Here is a 17,079-nt window from a genome sequence, read left to right as displayed (position 1 = left end):
GGGAAGGGTAGGGGCGGCGGGGGCGAAAACCGACCGCCCACCCCCCTCACCGTTCCCCCCGATGTTCCGGTGTCCAAGGGAACAGCCTCCGTTCGCCCCACACCAGCACCGTGTTGATAACGAGCCCCAGGCCCCCGGCCCAGACCACCCCGGCCAGCACGTCCCGTGTGCCGTCCGTCGCCAGTTGCGACTGGGCGATGAAGATGCCGAGCCCCTCCCCGAAGCCCGCCAGGATCTCGGTGGCGACGGCGAGGACGAGGGCGATCGCCGCGGAGATGCGCACGCCGGCCGCGATGAAGGGCGCGGTGGCGGGGAGTTCGACCCGCAGGAGGACCGACAGGCGGCCGAAGCCGAAGGCACGCAGCGTGTCCTTGGCCAGCGGGTCGGTCTCGCCGAGGCCGTAGACGGTGTTGAAGAGGATCGGCCAGACGCAGGCGTACGTGATGAGCGCGACCTTCGTCTCCGTACCGGAACCCAGCAGCAGGGACACCAGGGGGATCAGCGCGACGGACGGCAGGGGGCGCAGGAACTCGATGATCGCGCGCACGGCGTCGTCGACGACGGGCACGCTGCCGAGGAGCAGGCCCAGCGGCACGGCGATCACGCAGGCGAGACCCAGGCCGAGGGCCCAGGCGCGCACGGTGGCTCCGAATCCCGCCAGGAAGAGCGGGTCGCCTGCCAGCTCCACGGCCCGCGTCAGGACTTCGGAGGCCGGCGGCAGGTAGCTGCGCCGCACGATTCCCGCCCGGCCGACCGCCTCGCACAGTCCGAGGGCGAGCAGCACCCCGAGCGCACCGAGCAGCAGTTCCTGTCGACGCCTCACCCGCTTCGCCTCACTCGACCAGCAGCGTTCCCGGATCGATGTCCTTCTTCAGCAGGCCCTGTTCCTTCATGAGTGCGGTGAGGCGGCGCAGTTGGGACACGTCCGACGTCGCCGGGTAGTCCGGCAGCCGGATCGACTCGGCCTGGTCCGCGGTCACCTTGGTGTACTTGGGCAGTTCCTCGCGTACCGCGTCCTGGTCCCGTGTGGCGAGTTCCGCCGCCTCGGTGATCGCCCGCCGGAACGCCGCCGCCGTTCTGGGGTTCTTGGCCGCGTAGTCGCCGGTCGTGACGTATCCGCTGATCGGTATGGCCTCCACGGGAGCGGAGCCGCCGTCGACGAGGACGCGGGCGTTCAGCTCCTTCTGGATGGCGCTGTCGAAGGGCTCGACAGCGTGGACCGCGTCGACCTGCCCCTTCTCCAGGGCGACCCCCATCTGGGGGAAGGCGATCTGCCGGTACTCGGGACGGCCCGCGCCCTGCTGGCCGAGGACCGCGTTCAGGGTCAGCGACTGGATGTTGTTGAGGATGTTGACGGCGACCTTCTTGCCCTTGAGGTCGGCGACGCTGCGGATGTCGGAGTCCTCGGGCACGAGTACGTCCATCATGTGCGGCGCGACGCGGGCTCCCTCGGCGAGGATGCGCAGGTCCAGGGTGCCCTTCTCGTGGGCCTGGAGGAAGGTGACGTAGTTCGCGCTCGCGATGACGTCGACCTGGCCCTTCGACAGGGCGGGCAGCGCCTGGATGCTCTGCTGGACGGGCTGGATGCGTACGTCCAGGCCCTCCTTCTCGAACAGCCCCCGGTCCCGCGCGAGGTAGAGGGCGGCGCTGTCCGTCAGGGGCAGCGCGGCGACCGTGACGCTCGACCTCTCCAGCCCTTTGCCGCCCCTGCCCCCACCCCCGCCGTCGTCGTCGGAGTCCTGGCCGTCGGACCCGCCGCAGGCGGCGACGGCCAGCACCAGGGCTGTCGCGAAGGCGATCAGTCTTCCCGTGCTTCCCGTGCTTCCCGCACGGCCTCGGGGCGTCGGCATGCGCGCATGATCCTGCCCGTATTGGCGTGATCACAACATCACTTCGCGCCGTTCCCGAGTGACCGGGTTGACGATCCTTGAGCTGCAACTTAGGTTTGCCTTACCTAAGTGGTTCTCGCCTTCGAAAGGGCCAACTACCCATGAGATCCGCCTTGTTCTCCTGTGCCGCCCGTCTCGCCGCCGTCGGAGCCACCGCCGCCGCGCTGACGGTCGGACTCGCCACCTCGGCCTCGGCCGCCACCGCCACCCGGTCGGTGACCGTGAGCGGCACGACGTACAACCTGTCGCTGACGGCCCCCGACAGCCTGTCGGCCGCCGGCCAGAACGTCACCGTCTCCGGCAGCGGCTACAACACGCTCCAGGGTGTCTACGTCGGCCTGTGTGTGATCCCCGAGGGCGTCGTGCCGGGAGACCCGTCGACGTACACCTCCCGGCCGACCCCCTGCCTGGGCGGCGCGGACCAGTCGGGCACGACGGGCGCCTCGCACTGGGTGTCGAACCAGGGCGGCGGCACGGTCGCGAACAGCTCCGTCTACGGCTCCGGCGGCTCCTTCGGGGTCAGCGTGCATGTGAACCCGAACATCGCCTCCGGCCAGGTCTGCGGCACGGACGTCGACTGCGCCATCGTGACGCGCGCCGACCACACGGCGAGCGGCACCCGCTCGTACGACGTCTACCTTCCGGTCACCTTCTCGTGACCGCGCCCTTCAGAACCCGGGGGCGGAGCGATGTGCTCCGCCCCCGGGCGGCGGGCGCCCTGGTGGGCATCACGGCGGTGGTGCTCACCGCCGTCGCGTTCGGCACGCCCGCCGCCGGCGCCGACGACCCGCCCGGCACCGGCGCGTACGAGCGTGCGACCCGCCTCACGACCGTCGGCAAACCGCTCGACCTGCTGCTGCACCCCGAGTCGGGGAAGCTGTACGTCGGGTCCGACACCGTCGCCGGTACGCCGGACGGCAGCCTGGCCGGCGTCTATGTCGTCGACCCGGCGTCCGCGAGCGTACGGAGCTGGGTGAAGACGTCGCCCGGCAGCACGGGCGCGCCCGCCCAGCTCCCGGGCAAGCGGCTCGCCGGGCCGCTGCCCGGCGACGGGGTGCACTACCTGGTCGGGCTGCGCGGGATCGCGGCCGCCCGGGACGGCGACGCGACCGGGACCGGGGGCTGGCTCACCGGCACGACGATCACGCAGGCCAAGGCGGGCGCGAAAGCCGGCACCGTCGTGGTCGTCCGCGGGACGAGACTGGAGGAGGTCGCCGTCGGCGGGACGTCGGTGACCGTCGAACGTACCCTCACGCTCCCGGCCACCGGCGGTCCGCTCGCCGTGGACACCGCCGCCGGGCAGATCTGGGTCACCGACAACACCAACGGGCTGCTGCGCAGGGTCGGTTCGGCCGACTTCGCGCCGGACGGCAAGGAGATCGCCCTCGGTGCCGGGGCCGCGGTGTCCTTCCTGGAGTGGGACACCGGGCGCGGGGTGCTGTGGGCGGGACGCGGCACCGTCCTGGAGGCGTACGACATCGCCTCCGGCAAGCCGGTCGCCTCGTTCGACGCGAAACCGGGCGACACCGTCGCGGACGTCGCCGTGGACCCGCGGTCGGGGCGGGCGTTCGCGGTGTGGCAGGACTGGGGCAACCCGCCGGAGGAGGGGGACGGCGTGGGGCAGCTCTCGGTCTACGACACGGCGACGTTCGAGGACCTCGACCTGGGCGCCGAACTGCCCGGTGTCAATGGCCAGTTGGGCGGCTCGTCCGTCGCGGTGGCACCGGGCGGCGATGCGGTGTTCGTCGCGAGCCCCTCCGATGCCTCGCTCACCGTGTTCAGGGCGCCGGTGCCGCCGACGCCCTCCGCCTCGCCGTCACCGTCGGACTCGACGTCGCCGCCACCGTCGGGCTCGCCCTCGCCCGATCCTTCCGGCGGACCGGCCGACCCGTCACCCGGCGATACGGGCCCGGGTGCCGAACCGGCCGACACGGGCACCACGGTTCCCGTCGACGGCCCGGCGGCCGACGGGAACGGCACGGGCGGCACGGACGACCTCGGTGCCCTGGGTGGCACCGGGAACACGACCGGGGGCGGTTCGCCCGGCACCACCGGTGACGGGTCGCTCGCCTCGACCGGCACCGATGTGCTCCTGCCCGCCGCGGCGGGCACCGCGGCGCTGCTCGCCGCCGGCACCGCCGCGGTTCTGTGGCGCCGGCGGACGAGCGGAAGGCAGGAAGCCTGAAAGACGTGGGCGCGGGACGCGGCAGGCCCGACAGGAGCTCGTATCAGTGCTGTTGGGCCTTCTGCGGTGTGACCTCGCTCGGCCGTACGACGACGAATCCCTCCCCCTGGAGCATCAACTGCACGGCCTCGCCCGAGCCGCCGCGGATCATCGAGCCGATGGACTGCGAACGGTGCAGCGACGTCTGGAGGTTGGCCGTCCAGCCGACGACAGCGTCCGTGTCCACGTACACCGGCCACTGCGGTGAGACCGGGATGACCAGCGGGCTGCCCTCGCAGACGAGGCCGAGCCGGCCCTGTCCGGTGAAGACGCTGTTGAACAGCCCCCCGCCGGTGACCCCCGCGCCCTTCACCGTCTTGATCTCGTACTGCAACGACGCGTCGAAGCACAGGACGTTGCGGCCGTTGACGGTGAAGACGTCACCCGGGTCGATGTCGATGATGAAGCAGTTCTGTGCCTCGTGCGCGAACCAGGCCTCCCCCTGTCCGCGCACCGCCATGAGCGGCAGCCCCTCGCCGGTGACCGCGCGCTTGAGCATGCCGCCGACGCCCTGGCCCTTGCGCTCGAACTGCAGGTTGCCGCGGTAGGAGATCATCGCGCCCTGCCGGGCGAGCATCTCGCCGTTGACGGCGTACCTGATCGACTTCGCGTTCTGCAGGCTCATGCCCGCCGCGGTGGCCGGCTGCACCATGTACTCGCTGGAAAACAGATCACCCTTCATCCGGGCATCCTGTCCCGAAGGCGTCGGTTCCACCATCCCGGAACGGAAAAACAGCCGCCGTCACCTCAGATGCTTTCCGCTGCCGTCGCCGGTTCTGGTTGTGGTTCTGGTTCCGGTTCCGGTGTCCGGGTGTCGTCGTCGGCCGCGAGGAACTGCGTGGCGGCCAGTTCCGCGTACAGCTGGTCGCCCGCGACGAGTTCGCGGTGGGTGCCCACGGCCCGTACCTGCCCGGCGTCCATGACGACGATGCGGTCGGCCATGGTGACGGTGGACAGCCGGTGGGCGACGACCAGGACCGTGGTGGTGCGGGCGACGTCGGCGACCGTGTCGCGCAGCGCGGCCTCGTTGACCGCGTCGAGCTGGCTGGTGGCCTCGTCGAGCAGCAGCAGCCGGGGCCGCCGCAGGAGCGCGCGGGCGATGGCGACGCGCTGCCGCTCACCGCCGGACAGCTTGGTGCCGCGGTGGCCCACGAGCGTGTCCACGCCCTTGGGCAGCCGGTCGACGAGGGTGTCGAGCCGGGTGGTCTTGAGCGCGCGGAGCAGCTCGTCCTCGTCCGCGTCCGGGTTGCCGAGCAGGAGGTTGTCGCGGAGGCTGCCGGAGAGCACGGGCGCGTCCTGCTCCACGTAGCCGATGGCCGACCGGAGCGTGGACACCTCCCACTCGGTGAGGTCGCGGCCGTCCAGCGCGATGGTTCCCCCGTCGGGGTCGTAGAACCGCTCGATGAGCGAGAACACGGTGGTCTTGCCGGCGCCCGACGGGCCCACGAAGGCGGTCATGCCGCGCGGGGGCACGGTGAAGGTCACGCCGTGGTGGACGTACGGCAGGTCGTCGGCGTACCGGAAGCGGACGTCCTCGAAGGCGACCGAGGCCGGTTCGGCGCCCGGTCCGGGCAGCGGCGCGGGCTCGGCGGCCGGCTCGGCGGGCAGCAGCCGCGCCTCCTCGATACGGGCCAGGGCGGCCGATCCGGTCTGGTACTGGGCGACCGCTCCGACGACCTGCTGGATCGGCGCCATCAAGTAGAAGACGTACAGCAGGAAGGCGACGAGTGTGCCGATGTCGACGGCCCCGGTCGCGACCCGTGCGCCGCCCACGGCGAGGACGGTGATGAACGCGATCTGCATCGAGAGGCCGGCCGTGTTCCCGGCCAGCGCCGACCACTTGGCGGCCCGGACGCTCTGCCGCCAGGACTCCTCGGCCGCCGCGTGCACGGCCCGCTCCTCGCGGTGCTCGGCGCCGGACGCCTTGATGGTCCGGAGCGCGCCCAGGGTCCGCTCCAGTGAGGCGCCCATCGCCCCGACCGCGTCCTGGGCCCGCCTGCTGGCCCGGTTGATGCGCGGCACGATCACGCCGATCACCGTGCCCGCGCACACGACGACGCCCAGGGTGACGGCCGTCAGCACCGGGTCGACGAACCCCATCAGCGCGAGCGTGGCCACCAGCGTCAGACCGCCCGTGCCGAGACCCACCAGCGAGTCGGTGGTGACCTCCCGCAGCAAGGTGGTGTCCGACGTGATCCGGGCCATCAGGTCCCCGGGCTCACTCCGGTCGACGGCGGCTATGCGCAGCCGCAGCAGGTGCGAGACCAGCCCCCGCCGCGCCCCCAGTACGACGGACTCGGCGGTGTACCGCAGGACGTACGAACCCAGCGCCCCGATCGCGGCGTTGGCGACGACAAGGCCCGACATGATCAGCAGCGTCCCGGCGATCGCCCGGTCGTGCCCCAGGTCGTCGATCAGCGACCTGGCGACCAGCGGCAGGGCGAGCCCGGCGGCCCCGGTCAGCAGCGACAGCACGGCCCCGAGCAGCAGCGTCCAGCGGTGCGGGCGTACGTACGCGAGGAGGAGCCGCCACGGCGGGGTGGTCGCTGGGTCCGGCGGCTGGGACGGTTGGGACGACGGCACGGTACTCCCCTGAAGGTCGGCTGCCCTCCCGCTCTCGGCCGGGGTCCTGCCCAAAGGCTCGTCCGGAGTTGGGAGTTCGGAGTGCGGAGTTCGGGTCGGAGCGGAAGGGATCGTTGAAGTATCGCCGATGCCTTCTAGAGCGTGCACATCCGTGTGACGGTGACGGGCTCTCCGCTCGTGACCTGCCGCACCTTCACCTTGAACGTCCGGAGGCTGGTTCCCTGCGCTGTGCTTGCCGCGTCGGCGGCCGTGCACACGAGTTGGCGCAGCGCGCTGCGGGATTCCCACCCCTGGGGCGCGAACACCCGTACGCTGCCCGGCTGTTGGGCGGTGCCGACGGGAGCGGGGGCGCCGGCCGGGGCGTAACTGATCAGGCCGCGGGCGCGTTCGGCGGCGTCGGGGCCGGAGGCGAGTTCCCGCAGGGCGGCGCCGGTCGCGTCCGGGCCCCGGTAGGGGCGTGAGACGCGTTCGAGGCCCTGGGCGGAGTAGAAGTAGACGTGCACGACGGCCGTGCCGGCGGACGCGGAGTCGCGAGGTCCGGCGGCCGGGGGGCCGGCGGGTTCGGGGCCCGTGTCGGTGACGGCGCACGCGGCCAGGGGCAGGAGCAGGAGCAGGGCGACGCCGAGGGCCGGCAGCTGTGCGTGGCGTCGTTTCAGGCGGGTCACGTGGGGCATGTGGGGGCGCGTCATACGGGGTCGCGCGGCAGGGTGAGGGTGAAGACCGCTCCTCCTTCCGGGGCGTTGGCGGCGGTGAGGGTGCCGCCGTGCAGGCGGGCGTTCTCGGCGGCGATGGCCAGCCCCAGACCGCTGCCCGCACTGCGTGCGCGGGCGGTGTCGCCCTTGGTGAAGCGGTCGAAGACGTGCGGCAGCACGGCGTCGGCGATGCCCGGTCCGCTGTCGCGGACGGTGATGACGAGGCTCCCTGCCTGGGAGCAGCGGGCCCGGACGCGTACCTGTGCCTGTGCCTGTGCCTGTACCTGGGCTGGTACCTGCGTCCGTGCCTGTGGTCCGCCGTGGCGCAGGGCGTTGCCGGTGAGGTTGGCGAGGACGACGTCGACGCGGCGCGGGTCGAGGCGGGCACGCAGGCCTTCGGGTACGTCGACGTCCACCTGGTCCTGCCAGTGGCGCAGCGCGAGCGTCTTGCGGAGGAGTTCGCCGACGTCGATCTCGTCGAGGTCGAGGCGGGCGGCACCGGCGTCGAACCGGGAGATCTCCATGAGGTCTTCGACCATGTGAGCCAGTTTGCGGGTCTCGTCGGCGACGAGGGTGAGGGCTTCCGACGCGTCGGGACCGAGGTCCCCGGACGCGGCGTCGTCGTCGAGGACGCCGGTGACGGCGGTCATCGCGGCGAGGGGGGTGCGCAGTTCGTGGGAGACGTCGGCGGCGAACCGGCGGGCCTTGGCCTCCATGGACCGCAGCGTGGCGGCGTCGGCCTGCAGCGTCGCGGCCATGGTGTTGAAGGTGCGGCCGAGACCCGCGAGTTCGTCGTGCCCTGTGACCTCGACGCGGGTGTCCAGGTCGCCGGTGGCCATGGTCTCGGCGGCCGACCGCAGTCGTCTCACCGGGCGCAGGACGCGGCGGGCGGCCAGCAGCGCGGGCACGATCGAGGCGAGTACGACGGGCAGGGCGCCCGCGCGGGCGGCGGCGACCAGGGAGGTGATGTCCCGCTGCTGGCCGGCGAGGGAGAAGGTGGCGTAGACGACGAGGCCGGACGGCCGGGTGGGGCGGTCGGCGGGGGCAGCGGGCAGGGCGACGGGCAGGGCGACCGCGAGCCGGGGCTGTCCGCCGTGGTGGAAGCGTTGCACCAGGGCTGTGGTGGCCGAGGCGGCGGTGTCCGTCAGGTGGACGGGTAGGTCGGGAGCCGGGCTCCGGGCGCTGACGAGCCGGCCGTCGCGGTAGCCGGCGGCGGTGCGCCAGTCGCGGGCGCCGCCGGCGCGGTCGAGTTGCAGGACAAGGGTGCGCAGGTCCGCCTCTGCGGGCCGGGCCGGCAGATCCGGCGCGAGCGAGTCGAGCTGGGCGCGCAGTTCGCGTACGGCGTCGTCCTGGGCGCGCTGGAGGATCGCGGTGCGTGCCTGGTAGAAGGTCAGCGCCGCCGTGGTCAGTGCGCTGAGCGAGGAGACCAGGACGAAGGCGACGACCATGCGGGTGCCCAGGCCGCCCGGGAGGAGGCGGCGCTTCACAGCGGGCCGAAGCGGTAGCCGAAGCCCCGCACGGTCTGGATGTAGCGGGGGTGCCGCGGGTCGTCCTCGGTCTTGGCGCGCAGACGCATCACGCACGCGTCCACCAGCCTGGCGTCACCGTAGTAGCTCTGTTCCCACACCTGTTCCAGCAGCTGCTGGCGGCTGAAGGTCCGGTCCGGCCAGGCCGACAGGAACAGCAGCAGTTTGAGTTCCGACGGGGCGAGCGTCAGATCCGTACCGTGCTTGCGCACCCGCAGCGCGGAGCGGTCGATCTCCAGGTCGGCGTAGGTGGTGCACTCGTTGCCCGCCTCGGTTGTGGGCTGGGAGGGGGCCAGGCGGCGCATCACCGCGCGTATGCGGGCCTCGATGACCTCGTCGCCGGCGGGTTTGACGATGTAGTCGTCGGCGCCGGCTTCCAGGCCCACGACCACGTCGACGTCGTCACTGCGCGCGGAGAGGATCACGATGGGCACCTGGCTGGTCTCCCGGATGCGCCGGCACACCTCCAGGCCGCTCATGCCGGGCAGCATCAGGTCGAGCAGGACGATGTCCGGCGGGCAGGCGGCCAGCGACTCCAGTCCGTCCTCGCCCGTGCCGACCGCCTCGGTCTCGTGGCCGCGGCGCCGCAGCCCCAGCGTGACGCCGCGGCGGACGGCGGGGTCGTCCTCGATCAGCAGGACATGTGTCATAAGGCAGTGCCTTTCCTTTCCCTCCGCGGTCTTCCGCGGTCTTCTGCGGTCTCGGCAGCATCCGCGGTCCTCGGCAGTCCTCGGCAGTCCTCGGCCGGCAGGGGGCCGGTCAGCAGCCCGGTCAGCGGGCCGGGCCGCTCGTCTCGACGGGGGCGGCCGCGCCGTCCTCGTCGCACCTGACGGGCCAGGCGCCCTGGGGGATGCCCGACTCGTGGATCCGCACGACCACGTCCGCCGGTTTCCTGCCTCCCGGGACGCCCGGCGCGGCGGCGGCCGTGCACACCAACTGGCTCACCGCCACCCTGTCCAGTTCCGGTACGAGCCACGGCAGGTACAGGTCGACGGCCCCCGTGGAGGCCTGTGCCCTCACTCGGTGGGTACCGGACGGCAGGGCGGTGGCCAGCCCACGGGCCCGCTCCGAGCGGGTGGGACCGGCCAGCAGCGCATCGAGTACAGCCTGCGGCCCGGCTGTCCCGGCCGGCTCCGGGCGAGCGACGGGCCATGCCCCGTGGGGCGTGAGGAAGTACACCCGAAGAACGTCCGCCCCCTCCGTCACCCGCGGCCCCTGAGCCGGCGCTCCGGCCTCCACCGGGCCGGTGTCCATGACACCGCAGCCGACGAGCACCGCCATCGCCGGCGGCAGGCAGGCAAGGAGCACGACAGGACACCTCGGCCGGTGGCGCGGACCGTGCCTCATCCCCACGCCGTGCCTCACTCCCACGCCTCTCCTGTCGCTGTGCTTGTTCCGCATCCGTCCATCCGTCCAGCTTTCGCTCGTCGTGGGAGTCCCCTCGTCGTGGGAGGCCCCCGCTCGGCGCCCATGAGGCTACGGTGCCATCAGCCGGTCCAAGTCCACCGTGCCCGCACCGAGTTGAGGCTGCGGTATGGCCGCCCACACCCCCGCCAGCACGACGGCCGCGGCGGCGAGCGCGACCAGCCCACGGCCCCCTGTGGCCCATCGGGCCCGGAACCGCACCGGGTCCTCCACCACCCTCTTCGACAGCTCGGCCGCCCCGAGCGACAGGCCGATCAGCACCGCGGTACGGGCCCACCCGCCGAATCCGAGCGTCTTCTCCGGCAGCAGCAGATACACCGGCCAGTGCCACAGGTAGAGACTGTAGGAGATCTCCCCCAGCCTGCGCGGCACCGCGCTGCCCACCACCTGGCCCGTGCGCCCCTGCGGCACACCTGCCAGCAGCGCGATCAGCACCGCGGCCGTCGCCGAGTGCAGGAACAGACCGCCTTGGAACAGGCCGGGAGCGTGCTGCCCGTCGGTCAGCGCCCAGGAGGCCACGAGCCCGCAGACCAGCAGCGCGCACAACGCGTCGGCCACCGCCCGGGGAACGCCGGCGAACAGCCGCCTGACCGGCTCGGTGGCGACCGCGGCGCCCAGCAGCAACGCGAACGCCCGGGTGTCGGTGCCCTCGTAGGCCCGCGTGGTGTCCACCGCGTTCCCGAAATGGATCATCCGTGTGAGGGAGACGAGCGCGCCCGCGACAGCCAGTACGGCCACTCGTCGCTGACCTCTCCTGCCCCGTGCGATGACCGCGACCACCAGGGGCCAGAGCAGATAGAACTGCCACTCCACGGCGATGCTCCACAGGTGGGCGAACAGGCGCGTGTCCGAAGCGTTCCAGTAGCCGACCTGCTCCGCGACGAAGTGCCAGTTCACCGCCTGCGCCGCCGCCCAGGGCGCGTCGTCGAGCGCGAGGGCGAGCAGAGCGGGCGAGCCGAAGGCCCAGGCCAGCAGCAGGACGGCCACGCCCATGACGATCAGCGCCGGCAGCAGGCGCCGCGCTCGCCGCCCCCAGAAGGCGGCCAGGCCGATCCGGTTCCGCTTGCCGATCTCGCCGAGCAGCAGCCCGGTGATCAGGAAGCCCGACAGCACGAAGAACAGGTCGACACCGAGGAAGCCGCCGCGCAGCTGCCCGGCGTGGAAGAGCAGAACGGCCGTGACGGCCAGCCCCCGCAAACCGTCGAGCGGCGCGAGGTGAACGCGGTCGGTGGTACTCACCGCATCACGGGCGCCGGTCCTCCTGAGATCACGATCGGTGGTACTCACCGCCGCGGCTCAGCCGCAGCCGAGCTTGGCGTACCGCCGGTCCCCCACCCACGGGTCCTTCGCCCACTGGTCCGGCGCGGCGGGTGTGAAGCCGTACTGCTTGCCGAGCCGCTCGGTGAACCACTTGGCGAAGGCGGCCGAGCCCTGCTGGCAGGAGTGGATGCCGTCCGAGGACCGCTGGGCCTTCGCGGCGGCGCCGTCGGTGCCCCACAGCGCCGAGGCGTCGTAGAAGTGCACGGTGCCGCCACTGGCATCGGCGACCTCTTCCGCGGCCTTCGGCGCGCTCTTGATCGCGCCCGCGTACTTCTTGTAGAAGTCGTCCACCTTGTAGGGCGGCGCGGAGACGAGCACGAGTTCCGCACCGGCGTCCCGCGCCGTCTTCGCGAGCTTCTCGTACGAAGCACGCTGCTGCTGGGCGGTGCCCCAGTCGTAGGTGGTGATCTGGTAGGCGATCACGTCGGGGCGGAAGGAGGCGATGTCCCTGCCCAGCGCCTTCCATGTCGACCGGGCGATGGGCATGCTCATCTTGTCGCCCTCCACGACGGTGCCGCCGCCGTCGGAGGAGGCGTTCTTGAACTCCACACCGCCGGCCTTCAGCGCCGCGCCGAGTGCCGGGGCTTCGACACCGGCGATGGAGTCACCCAGCCACAGTGTCTTCGTGTCCGTCGTTTTCTCGCCCGTCCCGGAACGCGGTGCCGATGCCGGCGCCGATCCGGAGGGGGCCACCCGCACCCCCGTGCCCGCGTCGTCGTTGCCGCAGCCGCTCAGTGCGCCGCCGGCGCCGACGGCCAGCACCACGGCCGCCACACAGACGCTGCGACGGTGACGGTGATCGTGACCGGGGCGATCGTGACCGGGGTGAGGATGACAGGAGGGAGAGAGGGAGTCGCGGAGGTGCGTTGTGGTCTGCATGGCGTCCAGCACACCAGCGGATTTCACCCGCAGGCCCCGTTGTCATCCGTTCATCACACAACGCGAGACCGGGCGTCATACAGGGCGCCTCCGCCGGATCAGCCCCCGGCGAGGGACCACCTCGGGACGCTGCCGGCGAGGCGGCACGCGAGGAAGTACAGGGGGATCGGCGGGGTGTACGGCGAGTCGCCCGCGGGGCTGTGGATCAGGCGGGGCTTCGCGGAGCGCGGCCTGCGGCGGACCCGGGTCCAGGACGGGTCGGCCCGGCGGGCGCCGGTGTAGGTGACGGAGGGCGGCCAGCTGACGCCGATGTGGGACCCGGCGGGGACCACCCACCACCAGCGCTCGCCGTCCGTGGAGTCGTCGGCGAACACACAGCCGACGCGGGGCAGGCAGTCCAGAATGCGTTCGCCGTGTTCCCTGGACGTGCCCACCACGTCGCACCCCAGACCGGTGCGCAACTGTGCGGGTATCACCAGACGGATCGGACGCTCGGAAGGCGACGTCGCGGAGGTACGCGACCACGGGTCAGGGGCGTGCTGCAGTTCCATGAGGCAGTGATCCTTCGGCCGAGTGGGGGGCGGGCCGGGTGAGGTGCGTGGCGGGTACGCGCTCGGAGGAGGCGGGTACGAGCTCTGAGGAGGCGGGTACGAGCTCGGCGGGGGCGAGTTCGCGTGGTTCCGGTGACTGCGGCGAGGGTATGGGGCACGCCGGCAGGACGGCCCAGACGACGCGGCCGGAGCCGTGCGCGGTGTCCCGCATGCCCCAGTCGCTGCTGAGCATGCCGACCAGCATGAGTCCGCGACCGCCCTGCTCGTCGGGCCCTGCGGTGCGTTGTGCGGGGATGGTCGGACAGCGCTTCTGGTCCTCGACCTCCAGGTGGAGGCTGTGTCCGTCGCTGCGCAGCCTGCAGATGATCCGCTCACTCACCGTGTGGGTGAGCGCGTTGGTGACGAGCTCGGACGTCACCAGGACAGCGTTGTCGCATGCCTCGGTGTCCGTGCCCCACGCGCTGAGCAGTTCGCGTACGTTCCGGCGGGCCAGACCCACCGAGGGGAGTTCCGGGGGCAGACCGAACACGGCTGTCCTGTGCGGATGTCCGTCCGCGGGCAGTCGGCCCAATGGCTTGGGGAGAGAGGGCGGAGCCATCGCCGTTCGCCTTTCGTCTGCCTTCGCGCCGGAGGTCAGGCCGGTGCCGGTACCGCACGGATCGGCTGCGCCGCGAGGTGCGAGCACCTCGGTGCGGCAGTGACGATGCGCGGGCCGTTCTCCCCCAACTCGACCGCTTCGTCTCGTCGTTCACCGGGCCGGGACGGTAGGCCTACTGTGACACCTGCCAACATCACCTCGCAACCAACAAGTTGAAATTTGCAATTCGACCGGTGCATGCTTCGTCTGTCGAACGGGTGATCGTGACAGACTGCAACCTCGAACTCCGGCGTGAGGGGGTAAGGCGTGACCGTGGAAACCGACTGGGGTGGCGCGCCCTCCGTCCTGCGCATGATCCTCGGCAAGCAGCTGGAGGAACTGCGCAACCGCGCCGGACTGACGTTCGAGCAGGCGGGTGAGGCGATCGGGGTCAGTCACTCCACCATCCGCCGTATGGAGGCCGCCAAGGTGGCCCGGCTCAGGCTTCCCGACGCGGAGAAGCTGCTCCAGATCTACGGCGTGACCGACCAGCAGGAGATCGACACCTTCCTGAAGTCGGTCCGCGAGGCGAACAAGCGCGGCTGGTGGCACACCTACCGCGATGTGCTGCCGGACTGGTTCTCCGCCTATCTGAGCCTGGAGCAGGCGGCCCTGCAGATCCGCGCGTACGAGGCGCAGTTCGTGCACGGGCTGCTGCAGACCGAGGACTACGCGCGCGCCCTGCTGAGCGCCGGCAACCCGCACGCCGCGGCGGAGGCCACGGACCGCCGCGTGGCGCTGCGCATGCGGCGTCAGGAGCTGCTCTCCAAGCCCTCGCCGCCGCGCGTGTGGATCGTCATGGACGAGACGGTGCTGCGGTGGCCGGTCGGCGGTCCCGCGGTGATGCGCGCCCAGATCGACCATCTGATCGAGGTCAACTCACTGCCCCAGGTGACCCTGCAGATCATGCCGTTCGCCAACGGCCCGCATCCGGCCATGCGGGCCGGCGCGTTCCATCTCTTCCGGTTCCGGGCGCGCGAGCTGCCCGACATCGTCTATCTCAGCGGCCTGGTGGGCGCTGTGTACCTGGACAAGGACGACGACGTCGTGGTCTATCGCGAGGCCCTGGACCGGCTGGGCGCCCAGTCGGCGCCCGCCAGAAAGACCGAGGCCTTCCTCGGTGCGATCCGCAAGGAGCTCTGACGTGCACCACCACATACACAACGGCATGCCGTCCCGTGACCTCGGTACCCGCGGCTGGTACAAGCCGTGGAGTGACGACGCGGGCGGCGCCTGTGTCGAGGCGATGAAGCTCGGTGACGGCCGGGTCGCCCTGCGCCAGTCCACCGACCCCGACGGCCCGGCGCTGGTCTTCACCCCCCGCGAGATGACGAGCTTCCTGGCGGGCGTGAAGGCCGGCACCGCCGACTTCCTGCTCTGAACCCGAGCGTGTCCCCCAACTGTCCGACTCCGACCGGCTGTTGCGAAACTCCTGCGGCGGCTTGAGCGTTCACCGTGAACCGACGACATGAATGGGAGAACGGCGTTGCCCGACAATGGATGGCCTGCCGACCGGATCGACACCGAGAACGCGCACTCGGCGCGCATCTACGACTACGTCCTCGGAGGCAAGGACTACTACCCCGCCGACAAGGAGGCGGGCGACGCCATGGTGCGGGAGTGGCCCGCGATGCCCGTGCACATGCGTGCCAACCGCGACTGGATGAACCGCGCCGTGCGCTGGCTCGCCGAGAGCGCGGGGATACGCCAGTTCCTGGACATCGGCACGGGCATCCCCACCTCCCCGAACCTCCACGAGATCGCCCAGTCGGTGGCCCCCGACTCCCGGGTGGTCTACGTGGACAACGACCCCATCGTGCTCACCCTGTCCCAGGGGCTGCTCGCCAGCACTCCCGAGGGCAGGACTGCGTACATCGAGGCCGACTTCCAGCACCCGGAGGCCGTGCTCGGCTCCGCCGAGTTCCTGGAGACCCTGGACCTGGACAAGCCGGTCGCGCTGACCGTCATCGCGATCGTCCACTTCGTACTGGACGAGGACGACGCGGTCGGCATCGTGCGCCGTCTCCTGGACCCCCTCCCCTCCGGCAGCTACCTGGCGATGACCATCGGCACCGCCGAGTTCGCGCCCAAGGAGGTGGGCCGGGTCGCCCGCGAGTACGCGGCCCGCGGCATGCCCATGCGGCTGCGCACGATCGACGAGGCCGAGGAGTTCTTCGAGGGTCTTGAGCTCGTCGAGCCGGGGATCGTCCAGGTGCACAAGTGGCACCCGGACGGCACGGGTGAGAAGGATGCCCGTGACGAGGACATCGCGATGTACGGGGCGGTGGCCCGCAAGCCATAGCGCTCCGCGCCTGCGCTCCGCTGTTGGCTCGGTTGGCGTCTGCCGGTCGATTGACGTCTGCCGGTCGGTGGGGGCTTGTCGCGCAGTTCCCCGCGCCCCTTTGGGGCGCCCCCCTCGGGGCGCCCCTTACTCGTTCGGCGGGGGGACGATCCTGGCCGTGAGGTCCGGGTCGGGCATCTCCCTGTCGAACGGGAACATCGGGCGGTGGATGCGGTGGTGGCCCAGGCGCGAGAGGTCCTGGTCGACGCCGCCCGGGGTGAGGGCCATCTTCCAGCCGGCCGCCATGGCGAAGAGTTCGGGCTCCAGGTAGCCGATCTTGACGATCACGATGTCGGCCGTGCGGGGTGAAAGGTCCAGGTCGGTGAAGTCGTGTTCGTGGTGGTACGGCTTGCGCAGCGCGGTGAGCACCACGTACACGCTGCCGACCCGCAGCACCGCCTCGGTCCGCGCGTGCGGGTCGCCGTGGCGGATCGCGTGGACCACGCCCGTCATGGTCAGCGGACCGGCGTGCCGGTCGTCGACCGCCGCACCCGCCGTGACGGTGACGACCGCTCCGACGCCCGCCCGCACCGCCGTGTCCACCGCGGCCGGGCCCGGCAGCGAGGCGTAGACGACCGTCGGTCCCGACGGGTCCTTGAACTCCGGCCGGGACAACACCCGTTCGAGGCTCCAGGTGACGTCGCCCGCGCCGCCCGCCGTCGGATTGTCGCCCGTGTCGCTGATGAAGTAGGGCCGTTCCTCCGGTGCGGCGGCCAGGGCCTCGGCGAGGCAGTCGTCGAGCGGGCCCGTCGGCGCGACGAAGGCGAAGTCGTGCCGTGCCGCCCAGAAGCCGTGCGCCAGGCGTTCCGCGCCTGCCGTGACCGCCTGCCGCGAAGGGCCCGTGACCACCACCGCGGCCCGGTTGCGCGGCTCGTCCGCCCACGCGTAGCCGACCCAGAGGGCCGCGTCCGTGACGCCCTCGGTGGCCTCGGCCTCGTCGACCGCCGCGTACACGCTCCTGGCGGGTTCGATGCGCGTCGAGGTCTGTTCGCCCGCCAGGAGTACGGGGACG

18 protein-coding genes are annotated in these 17,079 nt (G+C 71.8%); 5 read left to right on the top strand and 13 right to left on the bottom strand.

The window, feature by feature from the left end; genetic code table 11:
- Positions 1–46: 46 nt before the first annotated feature.
- Both AOK01_RS38835 and AOK01_RS38830 read right to left on the bottom strand, forming a co-directional pair.
- A complete protein-coding gene (locus tag AOK01_RS38835) occupies positions 47–823 on the bottom strand; it encodes an ABC transporter permease (RefSeq protein WP_055520170.1) in 777 nt (258 codons plus the stop codon).
- Positions 824–833: 10 nt separating this feature from the next.
- A complete protein-coding gene (locus tag AOK01_RS38830; protein WP_245702603.1) occupies positions 834–1,850 on the bottom strand; it encodes an ABC transporter substrate-binding protein in 1,017 nt (338 codons plus the stop codon).
- Positions 1,851–1,990: 140 nt separating this feature from the next.
- Between AOK01_RS38830 and AOK01_RS38825 the strand changes: the two genes are divergently transcribed.
- Together AOK01_RS38825 and AOK01_RS38820 are read left to right on the top strand one after the other, a co-directional pair.
- The gene (locus AOK01_RS38825) at positions 1,991–2,548 is read left to right on the top strand and encodes a hypothetical protein (RefSeq protein WP_055520169.1); all 558 of its coding nucleotides are present in this window, start codon (positions 1,991–1,993) and stop codon (positions 2,546–2,548) included.
- A gap of 32 nt (positions 2,549–2,580) precedes the next feature.
- Positions 2,581–4,074, top strand: coding sequence for a YncE family protein (locus tag AOK01_RS38820; RefSeq protein WP_055520167.1), 1,494 nt, complete (start codon positions 2,581–2,583; stop codon positions 4,072–4,074).
- Positions 4,075–4,117: 43 nt separating this feature from the next.
- Here AOK01_RS38820 and AOK01_RS38815 read toward each other — a convergent pair whose 3' ends face one another.
- From AOK01_RS38815 to AOK01_RS38770, 10 genes are all read right to left on the bottom strand, one after another.
- Entirely contained in the window at positions 4,118–4,795 is a 678-nt protein-coding gene (locus AOK01_RS38815; RefSeq protein ID WP_055520166.1) for an AIM24 family protein, read from the bottom strand.
- Between the two features lie 65 nt (positions 4,796–4,860).
- Positions 4,861–6,696 carry an ABC transporter ATP-binding protein gene (locus AOK01_RS38810; RefSeq protein ID WP_055520164.1) on the bottom strand — a complete coding sequence of 612 codons (1,836 nt, stop codon included), beginning with the start codon at positions 6,694–6,696 and terminating at the stop codon, positions 4,861–4,863.
- A 134-nt stretch (positions 6,697–6,830) separates the two neighbouring features.
- Positions 6,831–7,370, bottom strand: a complete 540-nt coding sequence (locus AOK01_RS38805; RefSeq protein WP_157871660.1) for a hypothetical protein — start codon at positions 7,368–7,370, stop codon at positions 6,831–6,833.
- An 11-nt stretch (positions 7,371–7,381) separates the two neighbouring features.
- Positions 7,382–8,875: a sensor histidine kinase gene (locus AOK01_RS38800; protein WP_107100034.1), complete on the bottom strand. Its 1,494-nt coding sequence runs from the start codon at positions 8,873–8,875 to the stop codon at positions 7,382–7,384.
- Positions 8,872–9,564, bottom strand: coding sequence for a response regulator transcription factor (locus tag AOK01_RS38795; protein ID WP_055520160.1), 693 nt, complete (start codon positions 9,562–9,564; stop codon positions 8,872–8,874). Before AOK01_RS38795 ends, AOK01_RS38800 begins: the two co-directional genes overlap by 4 nt.
- Before the next feature lie 121 nt (positions 9,565–9,685).
- Entirely contained in the window at positions 9,686–10,222 is a 537-nt protein-coding gene (locus tag AOK01_RS38790; RefSeq protein ID WP_245702602.1) for a GerMN domain-containing protein, read from the bottom strand.
- 168 nt (positions 10,223–10,390) lie between these two features.
- Positions 10,391–11,578 (bottom strand): acyltransferase family protein, encoded by a 1,188-nt coding sequence (locus AOK01_RS38785; RefSeq protein ID WP_245702601.1) that lies wholly within the window; start codon positions 11,576–11,578, stop codon positions 10,391–10,393.
- 57 nt (positions 11,579–11,635) lie between these two features.
- Positions 11,636–12,433, bottom strand: coding sequence for an SGNH/GDSL hydrolase family protein (locus AOK01_RS38780; RefSeq protein ID WP_055520155.1), 798 nt, complete (start codon positions 12,431–12,433; stop codon positions 11,636–11,638).
- A 203-nt stretch (positions 12,434–12,636) separates the two neighbouring features.
- Complete coding sequence (locus tag AOK01_RS38775) at positions 12,637–13,089, bottom strand: hypothetical protein (RefSeq protein ID WP_055520153.1); 453 nt, start codon at positions 13,087–13,089, stop codon at positions 12,637–12,639.
- Positions 13,067–13,687, bottom strand: a complete 621-nt coding sequence (locus AOK01_RS38770; protein ID WP_055520152.1) for an ATP-binding protein — start codon at positions 13,685–13,687, stop codon at positions 13,067–13,069. The genes AOK01_RS38775 and AOK01_RS38770 overlap by 23 nt, the downstream gene beginning before the upstream one ends.
- 306 nt (positions 13,688–13,993) lie before the next feature.
- Between AOK01_RS38770 and AOK01_RS38765 the strand changes: the two genes are divergently transcribed.
- From AOK01_RS38765 to AOK01_RS38755, 3 genes are all read left to right on the top strand, one after another.
- Positions 13,994–14,869 carry a helix-turn-helix domain-containing protein gene (locus tag AOK01_RS38765; protein WP_055520150.1) on the top strand — a complete coding sequence of 292 codons (876 nt, stop codon included), beginning with the start codon at positions 13,994–13,996 and terminating at the stop codon, positions 14,867–14,869.
- Positions 14,870–14,894: 25 nt separating this feature from the next.
- Positions 14,895–15,107, top strand: a complete 213-nt coding sequence (locus AOK01_RS38760) for a DUF397 domain-containing protein (protein WP_055520172.1) — start codon at positions 14,895–14,897, stop codon at positions 15,105–15,107.
- A gap of 105 nt (positions 15,108–15,212) precedes the next feature.
- Positions 15,213–16,028: an SAM-dependent methyltransferase gene (locus tag AOK01_RS38755; protein WP_055520147.1), complete on the top strand. Its 816-nt coding sequence runs from the start codon at positions 15,213–15,215 to the stop codon at positions 16,026–16,028.
- 126 nt (positions 16,029–16,154) lie between these two features.
- Here the strand turns inward: AOK01_RS38755 and AOK01_RS38750 are convergent.
- On the bottom strand, positions 16,155–17,079 hold a 925-nt coding region (locus tag AOK01_RS38750), incomplete at its 5' end, for a M81 family metallopeptidase (protein ID WP_213862214.1).

The sequence above is a fragment of the Streptomyces aurantiacus genome, from assembly GCF_001418335.1.
Lineage (GTDB): Bacteria > Actinomycetota > Actinomycetes > Streptomycetales > Streptomycetaceae > Streptomyces > Streptomyces aurantiacus.
The sequence above is the reverse complement of the archived record's forward strand: the minus strand, read 5'-3'. Positions and strand labels throughout refer to the sequence as shown.

What these genes read in the sequence shown, in the direction of transcription:
- AOK01_RS38830 (WP_245702603.1), bottom strand. Translation starts at nt 1,850, where the DNA reads ATGCCGACGCCCCGAGGCCGTGCGGGAAGCACGGGAAGCACGGGAAGA.
- AOK01_RS38795 (WP_055520160.1), bottom strand. Translation starts at nt 9,564, where the DNA reads ATGACACATGTCCTGCTGATCGAGGACGACCCCGCCGTCCGCCGCGGC.
- AOK01_RS38825 (WP_055520169.1), top strand. Translation starts at nt 1,991, where the DNA reads ATGAGATCCGCCTTGTTCTCCTGTGCCGCCCGTCTCGCCGCCGTCGGA.
- AOK01_RS38770 (WP_055520152.1), bottom strand. Translation starts at nt 13,687, where the DNA reads ATGGCTCCGCCCTCTCTCCCCAAGCCATTGGGCCGACTGCCCGCGGAC.
- AOK01_RS38815 (WP_055520166.1), bottom strand. Translation starts at nt 4,795, where the DNA reads ATGAAGGGTGATCTGTTTTCCAGCGAGTACATGGTGCAGCCGGCCACC.
- AOK01_RS38805 (WP_157871660.1), bottom strand. Translation starts at nt 7,370, where the DNA reads ATGCCCCACGTGACCCGCCTGAAACGACGCCACGCACAGCTGCCGGCC.
- AOK01_RS38775 (WP_055520153.1), bottom strand. Translation starts at nt 13,089, where the DNA reads ATGGAACTGCAGCACGCCCCTGACCCGTGGTCGCGTACCTCCGCGACG.
- AOK01_RS38760 (WP_055520172.1), top strand. Translation starts at nt 14,895, where the DNA reads ATGCCGTCCCGTGACCTCGGTACCCGCGGCTGGTACAAGCCGTGGAGT.